16 protein-coding genes are annotated in these 18420 nt (G+C 71.9%); 9 read left to right on the top strand and 7 right to left on the bottom strand.

Annotated elements, in window-relative coordinates; translation table 11 throughout:
- Positions 1–57 precede the first annotated feature (57 nt).
- From ACFWXC_RS01770 to ACFWXC_RS01745, 6 genes are all read right to left on the bottom strand, one after another.
- The gene (locus tag ACFWXC_RS01770; RefSeq protein WP_384471367.1) at positions 58–1263 is read right to left on the bottom strand and encodes a cysteine desulfurase family protein; all 1206 of its coding nucleotides are present in this window, start codon (positions 1261–1263) and stop codon (positions 58–60) included.
- Positions 1264–1367: 104 nt separating this feature from the next.
- A complete protein-coding gene (locus ACFWXC_RS01765; protein ID WP_384471364.1) occupies positions 1368–2576 on the bottom strand; it encodes a ferritin-like domain-containing protein in 1209 nt (402 codons plus the stop codon).
- Entirely contained in the window at positions 2573–3427 is an 855-nt protein-coding gene (locus tag ACFWXC_RS01760) for a phosphate/phosphite/phosphonate ABC transporter substrate-binding protein (protein ID WP_384471361.1), read from the bottom strand. Before ACFWXC_RS01760 ends, ACFWXC_RS01765 begins: the two co-directional genes overlap by 4 nt.
- Entirely contained in the window at positions 3427–4581 is a 1155-nt protein-coding gene (locus ACFWXC_RS01755) for an acyl-CoA dehydrogenase family protein (RefSeq protein WP_384471358.1), read from the bottom strand. The genes ACFWXC_RS01760 and ACFWXC_RS01755 overlap by 1 nt, the downstream gene beginning before the upstream one ends.
- Before the next feature lie 180 nt (positions 4582–4761).
- A complete protein-coding gene (locus tag ACFWXC_RS01750) occupies positions 4762–6633 on the bottom strand; it encodes a rhamnogalacturonan lyase (RefSeq protein WP_384471355.1) in 1872 nt (623 codons plus the stop codon).
- A gap of 36 nt (positions 6634–6669) precedes the next feature.
- Positions 6670–7632 carry a helix-turn-helix transcriptional regulator gene (locus tag ACFWXC_RS01745; protein ID WP_384471352.1) on the bottom strand — a complete coding sequence of 321 codons (963 nt, stop codon included), beginning with the start codon at positions 7630–7632 and terminating at the stop codon, positions 6670–6672.
- 64 nt (positions 7633–7696) lie between these two features.
- Here ACFWXC_RS01745 and ACFWXC_RS01740 point away from each other — a divergent pair, with 64 nt between their 5' ends.
- Together ACFWXC_RS01740 and ACFWXC_RS01735 are read left to right on the top strand one after the other, a co-directional pair.
- Positions 7697–8176 carry a hypothetical protein gene (locus tag ACFWXC_RS01740; protein WP_384471349.1) on the top strand — a complete coding sequence of 160 codons (480 nt, stop codon included), beginning with the start codon at positions 7697–7699 and terminating at the stop codon, positions 8174–8176.
- Positions 8173–8655 (top strand): hypothetical protein, encoded by a 483-nt coding sequence (locus tag ACFWXC_RS01735; RefSeq protein WP_384471346.1) that lies wholly within the window; start codon positions 8173–8175, stop codon positions 8653–8655. The genes ACFWXC_RS01740 and ACFWXC_RS01735 overlap by 4 nt, the downstream gene beginning before the upstream one ends.
- A gap of 36 nt (positions 8656–8691) precedes the next feature.
- Here the strand turns inward: ACFWXC_RS01735 and ACFWXC_RS01730 are convergent, their stop codons facing one another.
- On the bottom strand, positions 8692–8997 hold the full coding sequence (locus tag ACFWXC_RS01730) for a 4a-hydroxytetrahydrobiopterin dehydratase (RefSeq protein ID WP_384471343.1): 306 nt from the start codon (positions 8995–8997) through the stop codon (positions 8692–8694).
- A gap of 173 nt (positions 8998–9170) precedes the next feature.
- On the opposite strand from ACFWXC_RS01730, the gene ACFWXC_RS01725 reads away from it, so the two are divergent.
- The 7 genes from ACFWXC_RS01725 (at position 9171) to narI (ending at position 18413) form a co-directional block, all read left to right on the top strand.
- Positions 9171–10001, top strand: coding sequence for a helix-turn-helix domain-containing protein (locus ACFWXC_RS01725; RefSeq protein WP_384471340.1), 831 nt, complete (start codon positions 9171–9173; stop codon positions 9999–10001).
- Positions 10002–10087: 86 nt separating this feature from the next.
- The gene (locus tag ACFWXC_RS01720; protein WP_384471337.1) at positions 10088–10951 is read left to right on the top strand and encodes a helix-turn-helix domain-containing protein; all 864 of its coding nucleotides are present in this window, start codon (positions 10088–10090) and stop codon (positions 10949–10951) included.
- 12 nt (positions 10952–10963) lie between these two features.
- A complete protein-coding gene (locus ACFWXC_RS01715; protein ID WP_384471334.1) occupies positions 10964–11782 on the top strand; it encodes an SAM-dependent methyltransferase in 819 nt (272 codons plus the stop codon).
- 130 nt (positions 11783–11912) lie between these two features.
- Entirely contained in the window at positions 11913–15596 is a 3684-nt protein-coding gene (locus tag ACFWXC_RS01710; RefSeq protein WP_384471331.1) for a nitrate reductase subunit alpha, read from the top strand.
- Positions 15596–17200 carry a nitrate reductase subunit beta gene (narH, locus tag ACFWXC_RS01705; protein WP_384471328.1) on the top strand — a complete coding sequence of 535 codons (1605 nt, stop codon included), beginning with the start codon at positions 15596–15598 and terminating at the stop codon, positions 17198–17200. Before ACFWXC_RS01710 ends, narH begins: the two co-directional genes overlap by 1 nt.
- The gene (narJ, locus tag ACFWXC_RS01700; RefSeq protein WP_384471325.1) at positions 17200–17694 is read left to right on the top strand and encodes a nitrate reductase molybdenum cofactor assembly chaperone; all 495 of its coding nucleotides are present in this window, start codon (positions 17200–17202) and stop codon (positions 17692–17694) included. Before narH ends, narJ begins: the two co-directional genes overlap by 1 nt.
- Complete coding sequence (gene narI / locus ACFWXC_RS01695) at positions 17691–18413, top strand: respiratory nitrate reductase subunit gamma (RefSeq protein WP_384471322.1); 723 nt, start codon at positions 17691–17693, stop codon at positions 18411–18413. Before narJ ends, narI begins: the two co-directional genes overlap by 4 nt.
- Positions 18414–18420: the final 7 nt, after the last annotated feature.

Below are 18420 nucleotides of genomic sequence, written 5' to 3'. Positions count from 1 at the left end.
CGCGTCAGGGCCCCCGGCCTCGTTCCCACGCTACCCGCGGGGCGGGCCGCGGCAAGTTCAGGGCACCGCGGACCGGGGCCCGGCCCGGCCCGCGGTGGTGAGCGAGCGTGCGGCGTCGGCCAGCATCCCGGCCGCCCGGTCCACGTCCGCCGGTGTCGTCCAGCGGCCCAGGGACAGCCGCACGGCGGCCAGCGCCCGGGTGTCGTCCAGGCCCATCGCGCGCAGTACCGGCGACGGCGTGTGCGTCCCGCTGTGGCACGCCGAGCCGGTGGAGGCGGCGAGGTGCGGCACGGCGGCCAGGAGTTCGTGGCCCGTGGTGCCGTCGACGCTGACGTTCAGGGTGCCGGGCAGGCGACGGGCGCTGCCGTTCAGGCGCACCCGGCCGGGGAGCGCGGCGGTGAGCCAGCGGTGCAGGCGGTCGCGCAGTGCCTCGACGCGCCGGGCACCGCCCTCGGCGAGTTCGGTGGCGGCGAGTTCGGCGGCGGTGCCCAGCGCCACGGCGAGGGCGACGTTCTCGGTACCGGCGCGGAGCCCGCCCTCCTGGCCGCCGCCGTGGACCAGGGGTTCGAGGCGGACGCCGGCCCGTACGCGCAGCGCGGCGACGCCCTTCGGGGCGTACATCTTGTGGCCCACGACGGTCAGCAGGTCGGCGCCGAGCGTGCGTACGTCCACCGGGATCTTGCCGGCGGCCTGGGCGGCGTCGCAGTGGAACAGCGCGCCGTGGTCGTGGGCGAGCCGGGCCAGTTCGGCGACCGGCTGCAGGGCGCCGGTCTCGTTGTTGGCGGCCATGACGGAGACCACCGCGGTGCGCTCGTCCAGCGTCGCGGCCAGGTCGGCGGGATCGACCAGGCCCTGCCCGTCGACGGGCAGGTACGTCACGTCCACGCCGTGCAGCCGGTGCAGGGCACGGCAGGTCTCCAGCACGGCCGGGTGCTCGGTGACCTGCGTGATCACTCGCCGTCTGCCGGCGGCGGAGGCGAGGACGGCGCCGCGCAGCGCGAGGTTGTTCGCCTCGGATCCGGAGCCGGTGAGCACGATCTCCCGCGGCTCGGCTCCGACGAGTGCGCCGATCTGCCGTCGGGCCCGGGCCAGCGCGGTGCGCGGCGCCCGCCCATAGGCGTGTGCGCTGGACGGGTTGCCGAAGCCGTCGGCCAGGAAGGGCAGCATCGCCTCCACCACCCGGGGATCGACGGGGGTGGTGGCGTTGTGGTCCAGGTAGATCGGAGCGTCGTCCTGGCCGGGGGGCTCCGGCGTGTTCGTCATGGTCCCTGCGCATTCGTTCGTTCGCGGACGGAGCCGGGTTCGCGGAGCCGGGTTCGCGGAGCCGGGTTCCTGGGTGCGGCCTGCGGCTGTGACGCCCGTGGATGTCACATGAAGTTGCGGGTGTGCAGTGCCGACAGGGCCGCCGCCTCGTCGTCGGGGAATCCCAGGCGGGCCAGGCGGTGGCGGCGTCCTTCGTCCATCTCCTTCTGGAGTTGCCGCACCGCCTGCCAGCCGCGGGCGATGTCCCGCGGCGCCCAGGAGCCCGCGGCGAGCAGCACCAGGGAGTCGAAGACGTCCTGGTTGAGTCCCGCGGTGCCGGTCAGCGCGTCGTGCCGCCGCTCCACCGCGGCACGCAGCCGGCCGTGCAGCAGCGGGTCGACCGTGGCCCGGTGCTCCAGATGCCCGACGCCGAACGCCACGTGCCGTGCCTCGTCCTGGCGGACCAGACGGCTGATGCGGCGGGTGACCGGGTCGGGGGCGTGCCGCTCCAGGAAGGACAGGAGGTTGAGGAAGCTGCCCTCCCCGAGCACGGACAGCAGGAAGGACGCGATGGAGAAGTCCGGTTCGGTCAGCAGGGTCGCCAGGGAGGCCCGGCCGCCCGCCGAGGAGGTGCCCATCTCGCCGCCGCGCAGCAGCGCCCGCCGGGTGAAGACCTCCACGTGCCTGGCCTCGTCGGCGGCCTGTACCGCGAGCAGTTGGAGCACCTCGCGGAAGTGCGGATGGACCTGGACCAGCAGCCGCCCGGGGATCACCAGGGCGGCCTGCTCGTTCTCCACCAGGTAGGTCATCACCTGGACGACGGCGGTCTCGATCTCGTCGGGCAGGGTGAAGTCCTCGTCCCACTCCACCGCGCGGTAGGGGTCCCACTGCGAGGTGACCGCCTGCCGGTACAGACGGGGCGCGAGGTCGGTCCACGCGACGTCCCTGTCGACGACGGCGAAGGGCACGTCCGGTCCGCCCGCCTCCACCAGCGCTCCGCGCGCGGCGAGTCCCCAGTGCAGGGGCGCCCGGTCCGCGACCCCGCCCGCCGACACGCCGCCGGCGCGTTCCGCCCCGTGCAGGCGGGCGCCCGCGACAGGCCCCGCCCGCACCCGCGCTACCACCGGCGCTGCCCGCGGCTCCGCGGCCTCCAGCTCGTGCCCCTCGTGGCGGCACCAGACGGCCAGATGGGGCAGCAGCGCCGGGTCCGTCCCGAGCACGTCGACCCGTGTGCCGGGCGGTGCCTGCCGCAGGGCGCGGCTCAGCAGCAGCCGCGCGCCCTGCTCGAAGCCGAGCGTGCCGAGGTCGGCCGAGACCGCGCCGGCGGTTGTCACGGCCGGTAGCCGGCCGCGGTGATCCGGCCGGCCGCGTCGTAGAAGCCGGTGGCGTCGACGGCCGCGGTCAGCTGCCCGAAGCCGGTCTCCCGGCCGGGCAGCCACCGGGTGAGCCCTTCCAGGTCCAGGAGTCGGCGCACCTCGGGATCGCTGTACGACATGGAGAGCAGCAGCGCCGAGAACCGGTCGCCGAGTTCCTTGTCCAGGGACGGTCCGGCCGCCAGCACGCAGTGGTCGTAGGGCTCGGTGCGCGACAGCAGCCGGGTGCCGCCGGGCGGCAGGGTGCCCTCCTGCCCGAACAGCAGGTGGCCGGCGTCGATCATGCAGGCGGCGTCCGCCTCCCCGGCCATCAGCGCGCGGGCCGCGTCCCGTTCGCCGCCGATGTGGTCGCCGTGCAGGCCGACCCCGGTGTCATGGCGGCGCACCTCGAAGTCGGTGCCCGCGACCAGGCCGAGATCGGCCAGGTGCTGCAGGGGGATCAGGGTCGACTGGGGCGAGTCGACCGCGCCGACGGCTACCGTCCGGCCTTTCAGATCGGCCGTCGAGCGGATCTCGCCGTCCGCCCGGACCACCACCACGGAGGTCAGGTCGCGGTCGGTGTCCCGCATCACGAGCGGCGCCACCTCCGCACCCGCGGCGGCGGCCAGCCGGCGGGTGCGCAGCCAGGCCAGCGGCGAGTGCCAGGCCGCGTCGATCCGCCCGTCGACCAGGTCCTGTGCCTGCCGCTCGTAGTGGGCGTAGAGCACGAAGTCGAAGGGCAGACCCTGCGCGAGGAGCCAGGACCGGAAGCCGGACCAGAGGGTGACGACCTTCGGATCGTAGGCGACGGCACCGAGGACCAGCTCTGGCATCAGGCCTCCTCGAAGAGCGGGAGGCCCAGTTCCACACGGCCGCAGAAGTCGTGCAGCGCCTCGGTGGTGGGTGCCATCACCCGGGCCGCGAGGGCGTCCCGGAACCGTCGCTCCACACCCGTCTCACGGCGGAAGGCGGCGCCGCCGCACAGGCGCATCGCGCCGTCCGCCACCTCGGCGGCGGTCTCCGCGGCGAGGGCCTTGATCTGCAGGACCCGCAGCGTCGCCTCGGGGCGTCCGGTCTCCGTCGCGGTGAGCGTCTCCTCCAGCAGGGCGCGCAGCGCGTCGGCACGCAGTCGCAGCCCCGCGAACTGGTTGCGGGTCATCGGCTGCTGGGCCAGTGTCTGGTCCAGGTGCGCCAGGCGGGTGTTGCGAAGGTGCGCGGCAGTGAGGCCGAGCAGTGCTTCGGTCACGCCGAGCGAGAAGGCCGCGCTCAGCACGAGGAAGCACGGCAGCACCACTTCGAGAGCGGTGCTCAGTCCTTCCCCGTCGGCACCGAGCAGCGCGGACCGGGGCACGGCGACGGCCGTCGCCGACACGGGGCTGGACGCGTTGCCGCGCAGCCCGAACCCGTCGTAGTCGCCGTGTACTTCGAGTCCGGCGCTGCCGGCGGGCACCAGCCACAGCGACATCGGGCCGTCCGCCCGCAGCGGCCTGCTGGACCAGACGTAGCTGTCGGCCTCGCCGGCCGCGGTGACCCAGGACTTCTGCGCGTCCAGGCGCACCGCGTCGGCGCCCTGGGGCTCGGCGGTGCTCACCGGGGCCCAGAAGTGGCTGCGGGAGCCGCGCTCGGAGAACGCCAGGGTGGTCAGATGGCGGCCGGCGGCGATCTCGCGCCGGACGTCCTCGGGTGCGTGCCGGTCGAGGGCGGTGACCGCCGAGTAGTGCATGAGCAGCACCATGGCCGTCGACCCGCACGCACCCGCGAGCCCTTCGATCACCTGGGCGGCCTCACGCAGTCCCGCGCCCGCTCCACCGTTCTCCCGCGCGCTGAGCAACCCCAGCAGCCCGGCCTCGCCCAGCGCCCGGATCCCCTCCCGCGGGAAGCGGCCGGCCCGGTCCACCTCGTCGGCGAGCGGCCCGACGATGCCACGGATCAACGCCTCGAACGCGTCGGATCGGAGGTTCGGGGGTTCGGTCATGATCGTCTGCACGATTTCGCACCTTGATGTGGAGTGGTTACTGAATGTCCAATTCCTCGGGTAAGTCAAGCATTCCGTTCCGTGCACGCGACGGAGCGCGCGCCGAGTGACCGACCGCAACCGGTGCCACGCGGCGACGCGCACGTCATCGAGCGCGGGCGCGTGCCGTCTCCGGCACGCGCCCGCTGCCGCTCAGGGTGTGTAGACCGTCGGACGAGGTGCCGTGCCCATCCCGTCGCCGATGAAGAAGCTCGGGTGCGGGGGTTGGTTGTAGGCGGTGTTCTGCCAGGCCAGGGCCGTGCGGTACTGGGTGTCGTGGAGGAGCGTGGTGATCTTCGTACTGGTCTCGTACGGCGTGGAGTAGACGCGCAGGGCCGTGTTGTCCGTCGTCGGCCAGACGGCCTCCTCGCGCCAGTCGCCGAGGATGTCTCCGGAGAGGGCCGGGGTCGCCTTGGTGCTGTTGTCGGAGTGGACGCCGGCGCCGGTCAGGAGACGGGTGTCGGATGCCGTGCCGTACTTGTCTATGTGGGTGTCGTCCAGGAGTTCGCGGACCGGGTCGCCGTCCCACCAGGAGAGGAAGTTGATGCTGGAGGGCTTGCGGCTCGCGACCACCGTGCCCTTCGGGTCGCGCACCCCGTCCGCGCGTGACGACCAGGACTCGGCGCCCGCGCTGCCCGCCCAGATGTCGCCGGAGACACCCCGGCCGTTGTCGCCGTTGGCGGGCGTGGACCAGATGATCTCGCCGGTCCTGGCGTCCGCCATCCAGGAGGAGGGCTTGGAGCTGTCCTCGTCGACCTTGAACTCCTCCAGGCCGGGGCGGGACGGGTCGAGGTCGCCGACGTGCATGGCGTCGCCGTGGCCGTTCTTCGTCGTCCACAGGCCGTTGCCGTTGTCGTCGACGGCCATCGAGCCGTAGACGATCTCGTCCCTGCCGTCCCCGTCGACGTCCGCGACGGACAACTGGTGGTTGCCCTGGGCGTCGTAGCCCTTGCCGGTGTTGGTGGAGGAGTTGGTGTCGAAGGTCCAGCGGCGGGTGAAGGCGCCGTTGCGCCAGTCCCAGGCGGCGATGACCGTGCGGGTGTAGTAGCCGCGGGCCTCGATCAGGGAGGGGCGGGAGCCGTCCAGGTAGGCGGTGCCGGCGAGGAAGCGGTCGACGCGGTTGCCGTAGGAGTCGCCCCATGACGACACCGTGCCGCGGGCCGGGACGTAGTCCACCGTGCCCATCGCCTTGCCGGTCTGCCCGTTGAACATGGTCAGGTACTCGGGTCCGGAGAGGACGTATCCGCTGGAGTTGCGGTAGTCGGCGGACGCGCTGCCGATCACGGTGCCGGTGCCGTCGACCGTGCCGTCCGCCGTCTTCATGGCGACCTCGGCCTTGCCGTCGCCGTCGTAGTCGTAGACCTGGAACTGGGTGTAGTGGGCGCCGGAGCGGATGTTGCGGCCGAGGTCGATGCGCCACAGGCGGGTGCCGTCGAGCTTGATGCCGTCGAGGATCGTGTCGCCGGTGTAGCCGGACTGGGAGTTGTCCTTGGCGTTGGTCGGCTGCCATTTGAGGACGAAGTCCAGTTGGCCGTCGCCGTCGAGGTCGCCGACGGAGGCGTCGTTCGCCTCGTAGGTGTAGGACACCCCGTCGGGGGTGGTGCCGCCCGCGGGCGGGGTGATCGGGACGTCCTTGTAGCCGGTGCGGAACTGGATCGCGTGGACCGAGTCGGCCTGTTCGACACCGTTCACGATCGCGCGGACCGTGTAGTCGGCCTGGGCCGGGGCACCGGCGTGGAAGTAGTTCGTGGAGCCGGTGACGGGGGTGGAGTTGACCTTCGTACCGGCGCGGTAGAGGTTGAAGGAGACGTTGTCGGGGTCGGTGCCCAGCCAGCGCCAGCTGACCAGGTTGCCGGCGTCGGTGTGGACGCTGACCACGCCCCGGTCGAGGGCCTCGGCCTGGCGGGCGGTGGCCGCCTGGGCGCTGCCCGCGGAGAGGGCGGTCAGGCCGGCGCCGACCAGGGCGGCCGTGGTGGTGAGCGCTGCCAGGACGGCGGAGCGGCGGCTGCGATGCGGGTGCTGCACGGGACATGCCTTCCGGGAGACGGACGGGGTCCTCCGTCAGTCGGCGCCGTCCGTCCCGGAGTTGCCGTATCTTTCGGCCAGTTCGGCGACCGTACGGGCGATGCGTTCACGCAGCTCGGGCGGGTCCAGGACCTCGATGTCCGCGCCCAGGCGCAGGAATTCGGCAACGGCGTGGTCGACCGACTCGATGGGGACCCGGGCCACGGTCCAGGCGTCGGCGTCCTGCGCGGCGTCGGCCTTCGCTCCTCTGGGGAGCGTCGCTCCGGGCGCCAGCCGGACCAGGGCCTCGCCCCCGCCGCCGTACAACCGGGCGTGGAAGTCGCGTTGGTAGGCGGTCCAGTGGGCGGCCAGGTCGAAGTCCGGCGGGCGGTCGAACTCCTCCTCCAGGAGGGTCAGTTCGAGGATCTGGTCGACACGGTAGGTGCGCGGGCCCGGGGCCGCCACGACATACCAGCGGCCCGCCTTCAGGACCAGTCCGTACGGCTCCAGGCGCCGCCGTACATCGGTGGGTTCGCGCCAGCGCCGGTACCGGACGTCCAGGGCTCGGCCGCTCCAGACGGCTTCGGCCACCGCGGGAAGGTACGGGGCCTCGACGGCGTCCGTGTACCAGCCGGGAGCGTCGAGGTGGAAGCGGCCGCTGATCCGGTCGGCGTGGGCGCGCAGGTCCGGCGGGAGGGCGGCGCGCACCTTGAGCTGGGCGGCGGCCAGGACCGGGCCCAGGCCGAGGTCGGCGGCGGGACCGGGGGCACCGGCCAGGAAGAGGGCCTCGGCCTCCCCCGTGGTGAGGCCGGTGAGGCGGGTGCGCCAGCCGTCTAGGAGGCGGTAGCCGCCGGCGTGGCCCGCGTCGCCGTACAGCGGGACGCCGGCCACGGAGAGGGCCTCGACGTCCCGGTAGACCGTGCGGACGGACACCTCCAGCTCAGCGGCGAGCTGGGCGGCGGTCATCCGGCCCCGGGTCTGGAGCAGGAGCAGGATCGAGACGAGTCGGCTGGACTTCACCACCCCAGAATCCCAGTCTCCACTGACAGCAGATGTCAGTGGAGCGGGCCTAGCGTCACCGGCCATGAGCTTCAGGGAGAAACTGCTGACCGTGCCGCCACCGATCGAGGTCGCCGGCCGGCACGTCAAGCGCTACCACGTGACCGCCGACCCCACCGGCATCGCGCCCGCCATCGAGAAGGCGGCGTACGAGATCCTGCCCGAGCTGCTGCCCGAGCCGGACGGCACCCCGCCCGCGACCTTCGTGGTCCTGCACAAGGGCGGCGACACCGGCGCCTACCTCAACGCGTACAGCTGGGTGTGGGACAACGTGCTGCACTTCCGGGGCGCCTCGGCGGGCCAGCCGGTGCTCGGCTGTCCGGACGAGGACCCGGCCCACTTCATCAAGCCCGATCTGCCGTGGATCGGCTGCGTCTGGGAACTGCCGCCGATCCAGCACGAACGGGACGCCTGGGTACGGCACCTCCTCGCGCCCGAACTCCCCGACCTGGCCGCCTACTTGGCCGACTCGCTGCCCGAGGGAACCACAGGAGACCGCGCATGAGCAGCTCGCACGACTTCGACTTCTTCCACGGCGAGTGGCAGGTCCGCAACCGACGCCGTACCGACTTCCTCGACCCGGACAGCGCCTGGGAGGAGTTCCCCGCCACCAACCGCTGCTGGCCGCTGTTCGACGGCGCCGCGAACGTCGACGAGATCGACATGCCGCATCTGCGGGCGAAGGGCGCCACCCTGCGGCTCTTCGACCGGGAGACCGGCCAGTGGTCACTGAACTGGGCGGCGAGCCGGAGCGGGACGCTCTTCCCGCCGGTCGTCGGGCGGTTCGACGGGAACCGCGGGGAGTTCTACGGCGACGACACGTACGACGGCAAGGACGTGCGGGTCCGGTTCGTGTGGTCGGGGGTCTCTCCCGCCGGCGCGCGCTGGGAGCAGGCGTTCTCGGTGGACGGCGGGGAGACCTGGGTGACCAACTGGACGATGGACTTCAGCCGTCCGCCGGGTTCGACGGCCGTAGCACCGTGAACCGGCCGGGCCGCGGGTCGGTGTCGAGCACATGGCTCAGTGTGCGCCGTGACCTGGGGTGATGTCCTCCACTCTGCGGGCGAGTTCGAAGTCCAGGCCGGTGACGGCGCCGCCCACGCTGTGGGTGTTCACGGCGAGGGTGACCGTGTGGTAGCCGAGGGTGAGGTCGGAGTGGTGGTCGAGCTCGTCCTGGATCCGGGCGATGTGCACGACGAGTGCGGCGGCGGCGAAGTGCGAGTCGAGACGGTAGACGCGGACGAGCCGGTCGCCGTCCACCGACCAGCCCGGCAGCTCGGCCAGCCGGTCCTCGATCTCCTGCTGCGCCAGCGGTTCGACGGCCATGGTGCGGCTTCCTTCCCTGAGATGCCCGGGGGCGTACGTGGGTTCAGCCTGCCACGACCGGGCCTTGCGGGCGCGGACGCACGGCGGTGCGCGTCGCCGCGCGGCCCGCGCCCTCGACGGGAGCCGCCCTCTCGGCCCGGAGGGCGGCCCCCTCCTCGACTACCGTCGTCCGCATGACCGCTGTCGCCCCCGGCCCCGCCGCCTCCCCGCCCGCCCCCGACGGCAAGGGTGTCGGCCCGCTGCTGCGCGCCTGGCGGGAGCGGCAGCGGGTCAGCCAGCTGGAGCTGGCCCTGCGCGCCGACTCCTCGGCCCGGCACATCAGCTTCGTCGAGACCGGCCGCTCGCGGCCCAGCGAGGAGATGGTGCTGCGGCTGGCCGAGCACCTGGACGTGCCGGTGCGGGAGCGCAACGCGCTGCTGCTGGCGGCCGGTTACGCCCCGCACTACCCGGAGACCCCGCTGGACGACCCGGCGCTGGACGCGCTGCGCGACGGCATGGAGCGGCTGATCCAGGGCTACGAGCCGTATCCGGCGCTGGTCGTGGACGCCACGTACACCGTGGTCGCCGCCAACCGGGGCATCGCGATGCTGCTGGAGGGCGTACCGGAGTCGCTGCTCGCGCCCGCGCCGAACGCGATGCGGCTGACCCTGCATCCGGAGGGCCTGGCACCGCGCATCCGCAACCTGCGCGAGTGGCGCGGGCACCTGCTGGAGCAGATGCAACGGCAGATCGCGCTGCACCGCTCGGACGCGCTGCGGGAGTTGTACGAGGAGGTCGCCGGCTATCCGGCCCCGGCGGGCGTGGACGACGTCCGACCCGCCGAGCCCGTCGCCTGGTTCGCGCTGCCGATGCGGATCGAGCACCAGGGGCGGGTGCTGTCGTTCGTGTCGTCGATCTCGACGTTCAACACCCCGATGGACGTGACGGTCGCCGAGCTGGCCATCGAGACGTTCTTGCCCGCGGATCCGGCGACGAGCAAGTACCTGCACTCACTGGCAAGTTGACCCAAGAGGTTGTCTCGACCAGGTGTGCGAGGCAGCATCGCGTGGCACACTGCTCCCCGTACTTGTGCACGTAGGGGAGGCGTGGCGTGAGTGAGCGGCGTGCTGCGCCCACCGTAGGGCAGGTCGTGCTCGGCAAGCGGTTGCAGGAACTGCGGGAGGCCTCGGGCCTCGGCCGGGACGAGGCGGCGCGGGTGTTGCGGGTGGCCCAGGCGACCGTACGGCGGATGGAGATGGCCGAGGTCGCGCTGAAGATCCCGTACGTCCAGGTGCTGCTGGAGACGTACGGGGTGCCCGAGGAGGAGCACGCCGCGTTCGTGCGGCTGGCCGAGGAGGCCAACCAGCCGGGCTGGTGGCAGCGGTTCCACGACGTGCTGCCGGACTGGTTCAGCCTGTACGTGAGCCTGGAGGGCGCGGCCCGGGTCATCCGCTCCTACGAACCGCACTTCCTGCCCGGCCTGTTGCAGACCGAGGCGTATGCGCGGGCCGTGCTGGAGGCCGGGACGATAGGCCACAGCGACCCCACGGCCGTGGAACGGCATGTGTCGCTGCGCCTGACCCGGCAGCGGCTGCTGGAGCAGGACGATCCGCCCCACCTGTGGGTGATCATGGACGAGACGGTGCTGCGGCGCCCGGTCAGCACCGACTGCGGGGTGATGCGCGACCAGGTCGACAAGCTTCTCGCCTTCGTCGAACGGGACCGGATCACGCTCCAGATCGCCGAGTTCGCGAGCGGCCCCCACCCGGGGACGTACGCGCCGTTCACGCTGTTCCGGTTCGCCGAACCCGAGCTGCCCGACATGGTCTTCACCGAGTATCTGACCGGCGCCCTGTATCTGGACTCCCGTGACGAGGTCGGCGCCCATCTGGAGGTGCTGGACCACATGACGGCCCGGGCCGCCTCGGCGCAGCGGACCGAGGAACTGCTGCGGGAGTACCGTCACAACCTCTGAGGAGCAGCGACCGTGACCGCATCCGAGCCCGCAGCACCCACCGCCGTCGACACCAGCCGGCCGCATCCGGCGCGGGTGTACGACTGGTGGCTGGGCGGCAAGGACAACTACCCGGTGGACGAGGAGCTCGCCCGGAAGATCCTCGCCGTGGACGGCACGGTGCTGCGCGGTGCGCGCGCCAACCGCCGGTTCATGCAGCGGGCGGTGCGCGTCGTCGCCGAGTCCGGGACCCGTCAGTTCCTGGACATCGGCACGGGCATCCCCACGGAACCGAATCTGCACCAGGTGGCGCAGGGCGTCGCGGCGGAGTCGAGGGTGGTGTACGCGGACAACGACCCGATCGTGCTGCGGCACGCGGAGGCCCTGCTGCGCGGCACGCCCGAGGGCAGCACCGCCTATGTCCACGCCGACGTCCGCGACCCCGACACCCTGCTGGCCCGCGCCGCCGACACCCTGGACTTCGCGGAGCCGATCGCCCTGTCGCTGGTGGCGCTGACCCACTACCTCGACGACGACCCGGACGGCGACGACGTCCACGGCCTGCTGAAGAGGTACGTCGACGCGCTCGCCCCGGGCAGCCATCTGATCCTGTCCCAGGTCACCCCGGACCTGAGCCCCGAGGCCGTGGCGCAGGCGGCCGCGCACTTCCGGCGCAGCGGGACGCCCTTCCACCCGCGCCCGCTGACCGGCTTCCACCGCTTCTTCGACGGACTGGAACTGCTCGGCCCCGGGGTGATCCCGGTCTCCGGCTGGCGCCCGGACCCCGAGGACGTGGCCCTCCAGCAGGAGGGCATCGTGCCGGTGTACGGAGGGGTGGCCCGCAAGGCCTGAGCCGTTCGGTCGCTCCGGACCGACGACCCGGTCGTACGGCTCGGCCGGGTGACCCGTTCGGATCGTCTGGACAGGTGCGTTCCCGCGCCCGCCCCTAGCGTCGAAGCGACGGGTGAGCAAGGGAGCGCAGGTGACCGACACGCAGACACCTCCCAGGGAGCCCGGTGCGGCGCTGCTCGGTGCCGCCCGGTTCTTCCGCCCCGGCACGCCCGCGCCCGATCTGCACAGTGTGGCCCTGACCGGCGGCCGGGAGGCGGACGCCTTCTACCGGGACCGCTGGAGCCACGACAAGGTCGTGCACTCCACGCACGGCGTGAACTGCACCGGCTCCTGCCGCTGGAAGGTGTACGTCAAGGACGGGATCATCACCTGGGAGACCCAGGAGACGGACTACCCGTCGGTCGGCCCCGACCGCCCCGAGTACGAGCCGCGCGGCTGCCCGCGCGGTGCCGCGTTCTCCTGGTACACGTACTCGCCGACCCGGGTGCGGTACCCGTACGTCCGGGGCGTGCTGCTGGAGATGTACCGGGAGGCGAAGAGCCGGCTGCGGGATCCGGTGGCCGCCTGGGCGGACATCCAGAACGACCCCGAGCGGCGCCGCCGTTACCAGCGGGCGCGGGGCAAGGGCGGTCTGGTGCGGGCCACTTGGGACGAGGCGGTGGAGATCGTCGCCGCCGCCCAGGTGCACACCATCGCGGCCTACGGCCCGGACCGGATCGCCGGCTTCTCCCCCGTCCCGGCGATGTCGATGGTGTCCCACGCGGCCGGCGCCCGCTACCACTCCCTCATCGGCGCCCCGATGCTGTCGTTCTACGACTGGTACGCCGACCTCCCGGTGGCCTCGCCGCAGGTCTTCGGCGACCAGACGGACGTCCCCGAGTCGGGCGACTGGTGGGACGCGGCCTATCTGATGATGTGGGGCTCGAACGTCCCGGTGACCCGCACCCCGGACGCGCACTGGATGGCGGAGGCCCGCTACCGCGGCCAGAAGGTGGTGGTCGTCGCCCCCGACTACGCGGACAACGCCAAGTTCGCCGACGAGTGGCTGCATCCGCACCCCGGCACCGACGGCGCGCTGGCCCTGGCGATGGGCCACGTCGTCCTGAAGGAGTTCTTCGTCGACCGGGAGACCCCGTTCTTCGCGGACTACGTAAAGAAGTTCACCGACCTGCCCTTCCTGGTCACCCTCACCGAACGGGACGGCGCGTACGTGCCGGGCAAGTTCCTGCGCGCCACCGATATCGGGCACCGGGGCGAGGGCGCCGAGTGGAAGACGGTCGTCCTGGACGCGGCGTCCGGCCGCGCGGTCGTCCCGAACGGCTCCCTGGGCTTCCGCTGGACCGACACCGGCAAGGGCCTCTGGAACCTCGAACTCGGGGACATCGAGCCGGTGTTGAGCCTGTACGGCAGTGAGGTGGCGAGCGGGGTCGAGGTGCTGCTCCCGCGCTTCGACACGGACGGCGGCGAGCACGGACAGGGCCGCGGGGAAGTGCTGCGGCGCGGGGTGCCGGCGACGCGGCTGGGCGGGACCGACGGCCCACTCGTGACGACGGTGTTCGACCTGCTGGTGGCGCAGTACGGGGTGTGGCGGCACGGTCTGCCGGGGAGCTGGCCCGCGAGCTACGAGGACGCGCGCTCCCCGGGCACCCCCGCCTGGCAGGAGCAGCACACCTCGGTCCCGGCCGCCAAGTGCATAAAGATCGCCCGGGAGTTCGCGCGCACCGCGGAGCGTTCCAAGGGCCGCTGCATGATCCTGATGGGCGCGGGCACCAACCACTGGTTCCACTCGGAGACCATCTACCGCACCTTCCTGGCCCTGCTCCAGCTGACCGGCTGCCAGGGCCGCAACGGCGGCGGCTGGGCGCACTACGTCGGCCAGGAGAAGTGCCGCCCGGTCACCGGCTGGGCCACTCTGGCCTCCGCGGGCGACTGGTCCCGGCCGCCGCGCCAGATGATCGGCACGGCCTACTGGTTCCTCCACACCGACCAGTGGCGCTACGACCGTTTCGGCGCCGACGTCCTGGCCTCGCCCCTCGGTGAGGGCAGGTTCGCCGGAATGACGGGCGCCGACTGCCTGGCGCTGTCGGCCCGTTCGGGCTGGATGCCGTCGTACCCGACCTTCGACCGCAACCCCCTCGAACTGGGCGGTGCGTTCGGCGACCCGGTGGCCAAGGCGGTGGACGAACTCCGCGCGGGGACACTGAAGTTCGCGTGCGAGGACCCGGACGCCCCGGAGAACTGGCCGCGGGTCCTGACCCTGTGGCGGGCCAACCTGCTGGGCTCGTCGGCGAAGGGCGCCGAGTACTTCACCAAGCACCTGCTGGGCACCCACTCCTCGCTGCGCGCCGAGGAGGCGGCCCCGGACGAGCGGCCCCGGGACGTGACCTGGCGGGAGGAGGCGCCCGAGGGCAAGCTGGACCTGCTGCTCTCGCTGGACTTCCGGCAGACCTCCTCCACCCTGCTGTCGGACGTCGTCCTGCCGGCCGCCACCTGGTACGAGAAGCACGACCTGTCGTCCACCGACATGCACCCCTATGTGCACTCGTTCACCCCGGCCGTGGACCCGCCCTGGCAGGCGCGCACCGACTTCGACACCTTCAAGGCACTGGCCGAGCGGCTGAGCGAGCTGGCCGTGCGCCATCTCGGGGTACGCAGGGACCTGGTGGCCGCGCCGCTCCAGCACGACACCCCGGACGAGATCGCCCAGCCCGGCGGGGTGGTGCGGGACTGGAAGCGCGGGGAGTGCGAGCCGGTGCCCGGGCGGACCATGCCGAACCTGGTCGTGGTCGAACGGGACTACACCGCGATCGGCGGAAGATTCGCGGCACTCGGACCCCTGGTGGAGCAACTGGGTCTGCCCGCCAAGGGCATCGCCCTCAGACCGGACCAAGAGGTCGCGTATCTGAAGGAGTTGAACGGCACCGGCTTCGAAGGCCGCCCCTCCCTCGACACCGCGGTCAAGGCGGCGAACACCATCCTGGCGCTGTCCGGCACCACCAACGGGCGGCTCGCCACCCAGGGCTTCCGCACCCTGGAGCAGCGCACCGGGCAGGAGATGGCCCACCTCGCCGCCGAGCACGAGGGCAAGCGGGTCACCTACGCCGACACCCAGGCGGCGCCGGTCCCGGTGATCACCTCTCCGGAGTGGTCGGGCAGCGAGTCCGGCGGCCGCCGCTACACGGCGTTCACCCTCAACACCGAGCACCTCAAGCCCTGGCACACGCTCACCGGCCGCCAGCACTTCTTCCTCGACCACGACTGGATCCACGAACTGGGCGAGGCGCTCCCGGTCTACCGGCCGCCGCTGGACATGAACCGGCTCTTCGGCGAGCCGCGCCTCGGCCCGGACGGACAGCGGGAGGTGACGGTCCGATACCTCACCCCGCACAACAAGTGGTCGATCCACTCCGAGTACCAGGACAACCTGTTCATGCTCGCGCTCTCCCGGGGCGGCCAGAACATCTGGATGTCCCCGCAGGACGCGGACGCGATCGGGGTGTCGGACAACGACTGGATCGAGGCGGTCAACCGCAACGGCGTGGTCGTGGCCCGCGCGGTCGTCTCGCACCGGATGCCGCCCGGCACGGTCTACATGCACCACGCCCAGGAACGCACGGTGGCCGTCCCCAAGACGGAGGCCACCGGCATGCGCGGCGGCACCCACAACACGCTCACCCGGCTGATCCTCAAGCCGTCCCATCTGATCGGCGGATACGCGCAGCTCTCCTGGGCCTTCAACTACCTGGGTCCGACGGGCAACCAGCGCGACGAGGTGACGGTGATCCGCCGCCGCGGCCAGGAGGTCGAATACTGATGCGTCCCATGGCCCAGATCGCGATGGTCATGAACCTCGACAAGTGCATCGGCTGCCACACCTGTTCGGTCACCTGCAAGCAGGCATGGACCAACCGGCGGGGCATGGAGTACGTCTGGTTCAACAACGTCGAGACCCGGCCCGGCCAGGGCTATCCACGCCGTTACGAGGACCAGGAGACCTGGCGCGGCGGCTGGGAGCTGAACCGGCGCGGCGCGCTGAAGCTCAAGGCGGGCGGCCGGCTGCACAAGCTCGCCGGGATCTTCTCCAACCCCAGGCTCCCGGAGATCAAGGACTACTACGAGCCCTGGACGTACGACTACAAGAACCTCACCGACGCCCCGCTCGGCGACGACTACCCGGTCGCCCGCCCGGTCTCCCAGCTCGACGGCAAGCCGATGAAGATCGAGTGGTCGTCGAACTGGGACGACAACCTGGCCGGCGCCCCCGCCTACGGCGACCTGGACCCGATGGTCGAGCGGACCCGGCAACAGGCCTCGGACAAGGTGCGGTTCGAGTTCGAGCAGACCTTCATGTTCTATCTGCCGCGTATCTGCGAACACTGCCTCAATCCGTCGTGCGTGGCCTCCTGCCCGTCCGGGGCGATGTACAAGCGGGCCGAGGACGGCATCGTCCTCGTCGACCAGGACCGGTGCCGGGGCTGGCGGATGTGCGTGACCGGATGCCCGTACAAGAAGGTCTACTTCAACCACGCCACCGGCAAGGCCGAGAAGTGCACTATGTGCTATCCGCGCCTGGAGGTGGGGCTGCCGACGGTCTGCTCGGAGACCTGCGTGGGCCGGCTGCGCTATCTCGGGGTGATCCTCTACGACGCCGACCGGGTGACCGCGGCGGCCGAGACCAAGGACGAGAAGGCCCTGTACGAGGCCCAGTTGGGCGTCTTCCTGGACCCGGAGGATCCGGCGGTGCGGCAGGCCTGCGAGGAGGCGGGCATCCCGTACGACTGGCTGGAGGCGGCCCGCCGCTCCCCCGTGTACCGGCTGATCCACACCTACCGGGTGGCCCTGCCCCTGCACCCGGAGTACCGCACGATGCCGATGGTCTGGTACATCCCGCCCCTGTCCCCCGTCGTGGAGGCCCTGTCCGAGACGGGCCACGACGGCGAGGACGCCCAGAACCTCTTCGCCGCGATCGACACCCTGCGCATCCCGCTCGCCTACCTGGCCGAGCTGTTCACGGCGGGCGACACCGCGCCGGTGCGGGCGTCCCTGGAGAAGCTGGCCGCCATGCGCTCCCACATGCGGGCGCTCAACCTCGGCGAGGAGCCGGACGCGCGGATCTGCGCCGAGGTGGGCATGACCGCGGCGGAGCTCGAGACGATGTACCGGCTGCTGGCGATCGCCAAGTACGAGGACCGGTATGTGATCCCGACCGCGGCGGTCGGCGACGCACGCCGGCTGGAGGAGTCCGCGCTCCCGGACGGGTGCAGCCTCGACTACGACGGCGGCCCGGGCATGGGCGGCGACGGACCCTTCGGCCAGGACTCGGGCCGGAAACTGCTCCCCCTGGTGTCGGTGGAGAACTTCCACCTGCTGCGCAGACGGCAGACCGCCGACACCCCGGACGAGGCTAAGGAGGCCTGATGTCCACGGACGCGGTGTTCTACCAGGCGGCGGCGCTCTGCCTCACCTACCCGGACGACGACTTCATCGCCCGGCTGCCGCTGCTGCGCGAAGCAGCCCCGCAACTGCGGGAGTTCACCGACCATGCGGCGGTGACCCCGCCGCAGGAGCTGGCCGCGCACTATGTGCAGGTCTTCGACTTCAAGAACCGGCACAGCCTCTATCTCAGCTGGTGGCACGACGGCGACACCCGCCGCCGGGGCATGTCCCTGGTCCGCTTCAAGGACGTCTACAAGGCGTACGGCATGGAGTTCACCGGCGAGGAACTGCCGGACTTCCTGCCCGCGGTCCTGGAGTTCACGGCGCGCACCGGAAACACGGACCTGCTCACCGAGCACCGTGACTGCCTGTCGGAACTCCGGCGCAGGCTCGCCGACTTCGGCACTCCGTACGCGTGTGTGCTGGACGCGGTCTGTGCGGCCCTGCCGACCGCACGCACCGGAGCCCGCCGATGAGCATCCTCCTGTGGGGCGCCCTGCCCTACGTCGCGTTCGCGCTGCTCGTCGCCGGCCTGGTCTGGCGGTACCGCTACGACAAGTACGGCTGGACGACCCGCTCCTCCCAGGTCTACGAGTCGAAGCTCCTCAACATCGCCTCGCCCGTCTTCCACTACGGCATCCTGTTCGTCCTGGCCGGCCATCTCATCGGCCTGTTCATCCCGATGTCCTGGACGCACGCGATCGGCGTGAGCGAGCACACGTACCACCTGTTCTCCCTGTACGGCGGCACGTTCGCGGGCGTCCTCGCGGTGGCCGGCCTGGCCTTGCTGGTCTTCCGCCGCCGCACCCGGGCACCGGTCTTCCGCGCCACGACGGCCAACGACAAGGTGATGTACCTGTTTCTGGCGGCCGCGCTCCTCATGGGCATGACCGCCAAACTCAGCCGCACCTCCGGCGACGGCTACCACTACCGCGAGACGATCGCCCCCTGGGCCCGCAGCCTCTTCACCCTCCAGCCGAAGACGGCGCTCATGGCGGACGTCCCGCTCCTCTACCAGATCCACGCGGTCATCGGCATGGCCCTGATCGCCCTGGTCCCCTACACCCGCCTGGTCCACATGTTCAGCGCCCCTCTCCAGTACCTCTTCCGCCCCTACGTGATCTACCGCAGCCGAGACCCCCACCAACTGGGCCCCCGCCCGGAACGCCGAGGCTGGGAGACAACCCGCCGCTGACCCCCAG

This window comes from Streptomyces sp. NPDC058683, assembly GCF_042716195.1.
Lineage (GTDB): Bacteria > Actinomycetota > Actinomycetes > Streptomycetales > Streptomycetaceae > Streptomyces.
The sequence above is the reverse complement of the archived record's forward strand: the minus strand, read 5'-3'. Positions and strand labels throughout refer to the sequence as shown.

What these genes read in the sequence shown, in the direction of transcription:
- ACFWXC_RS01770 (WP_384471367.1), bottom strand. Translation starts at nt 1,263, where the DNA reads ATGACGAACACGCCGGAGCCCCCCGGCCAGGACGACGCTCCGATCTAC.
- ACFWXC_RS01760 (WP_384471361.1), bottom strand. Translation starts at nt 3,427, where the DNA reads ATGCCAGAGCTGGTCCTCGGTGCCGTCGCCTACGATCCGAAGGTCGTC.
- ACFWXC_RS01740 (WP_384471349.1), top strand. Translation starts at nt 7,697, where the DNA reads ATGAGCTTCAGGGAGAAACTGCTGACCGTGCCGCCACCGATCGAGGTC.
- ACFWXC_RS01735 (WP_384471346.1), top strand. Translation starts at nt 8,173, where the DNA reads ATGAGCAGCTCGCACGACTTCGACTTCTTCCACGGCGAGTGGCAGGTC.
- ACFWXC_RS01730 (WP_384471343.1), bottom strand. Translation starts at nt 8,997, where the DNA reads ATGGCCGTCGAACCGCTGGCGCAGCAGGAGATCGAGGACCGGCTGGCC.
- ACFWXC_RS01725 (WP_384471340.1), top strand. Translation starts at nt 9,171, where the DNA reads ATGACCGCTGTCGCCCCCGGCCCCGCCGCCTCCCCGCCCGCCCCCGAC.
- narH (WP_384471328.1), top strand. Translation starts at nt 15,596, where the DNA reads ATGCGTCCCATGGCCCAGATCGCGATGGTCATGAACCTCGACAAGTGC.
- narJ (WP_384471325.1), top strand. Translation starts at nt 17,200, where the DNA reads ATGTCCACGGACGCGGTGTTCTACCAGGCGGCGGCGCTCTGCCTCACC.
- narI (WP_384471322.1), top strand. Translation starts at nt 17,691, where the DNA reads ATGAGCATCCTCCTGTGGGGCGCCCTGCCCTACGTCGCGTTCGCGCTG.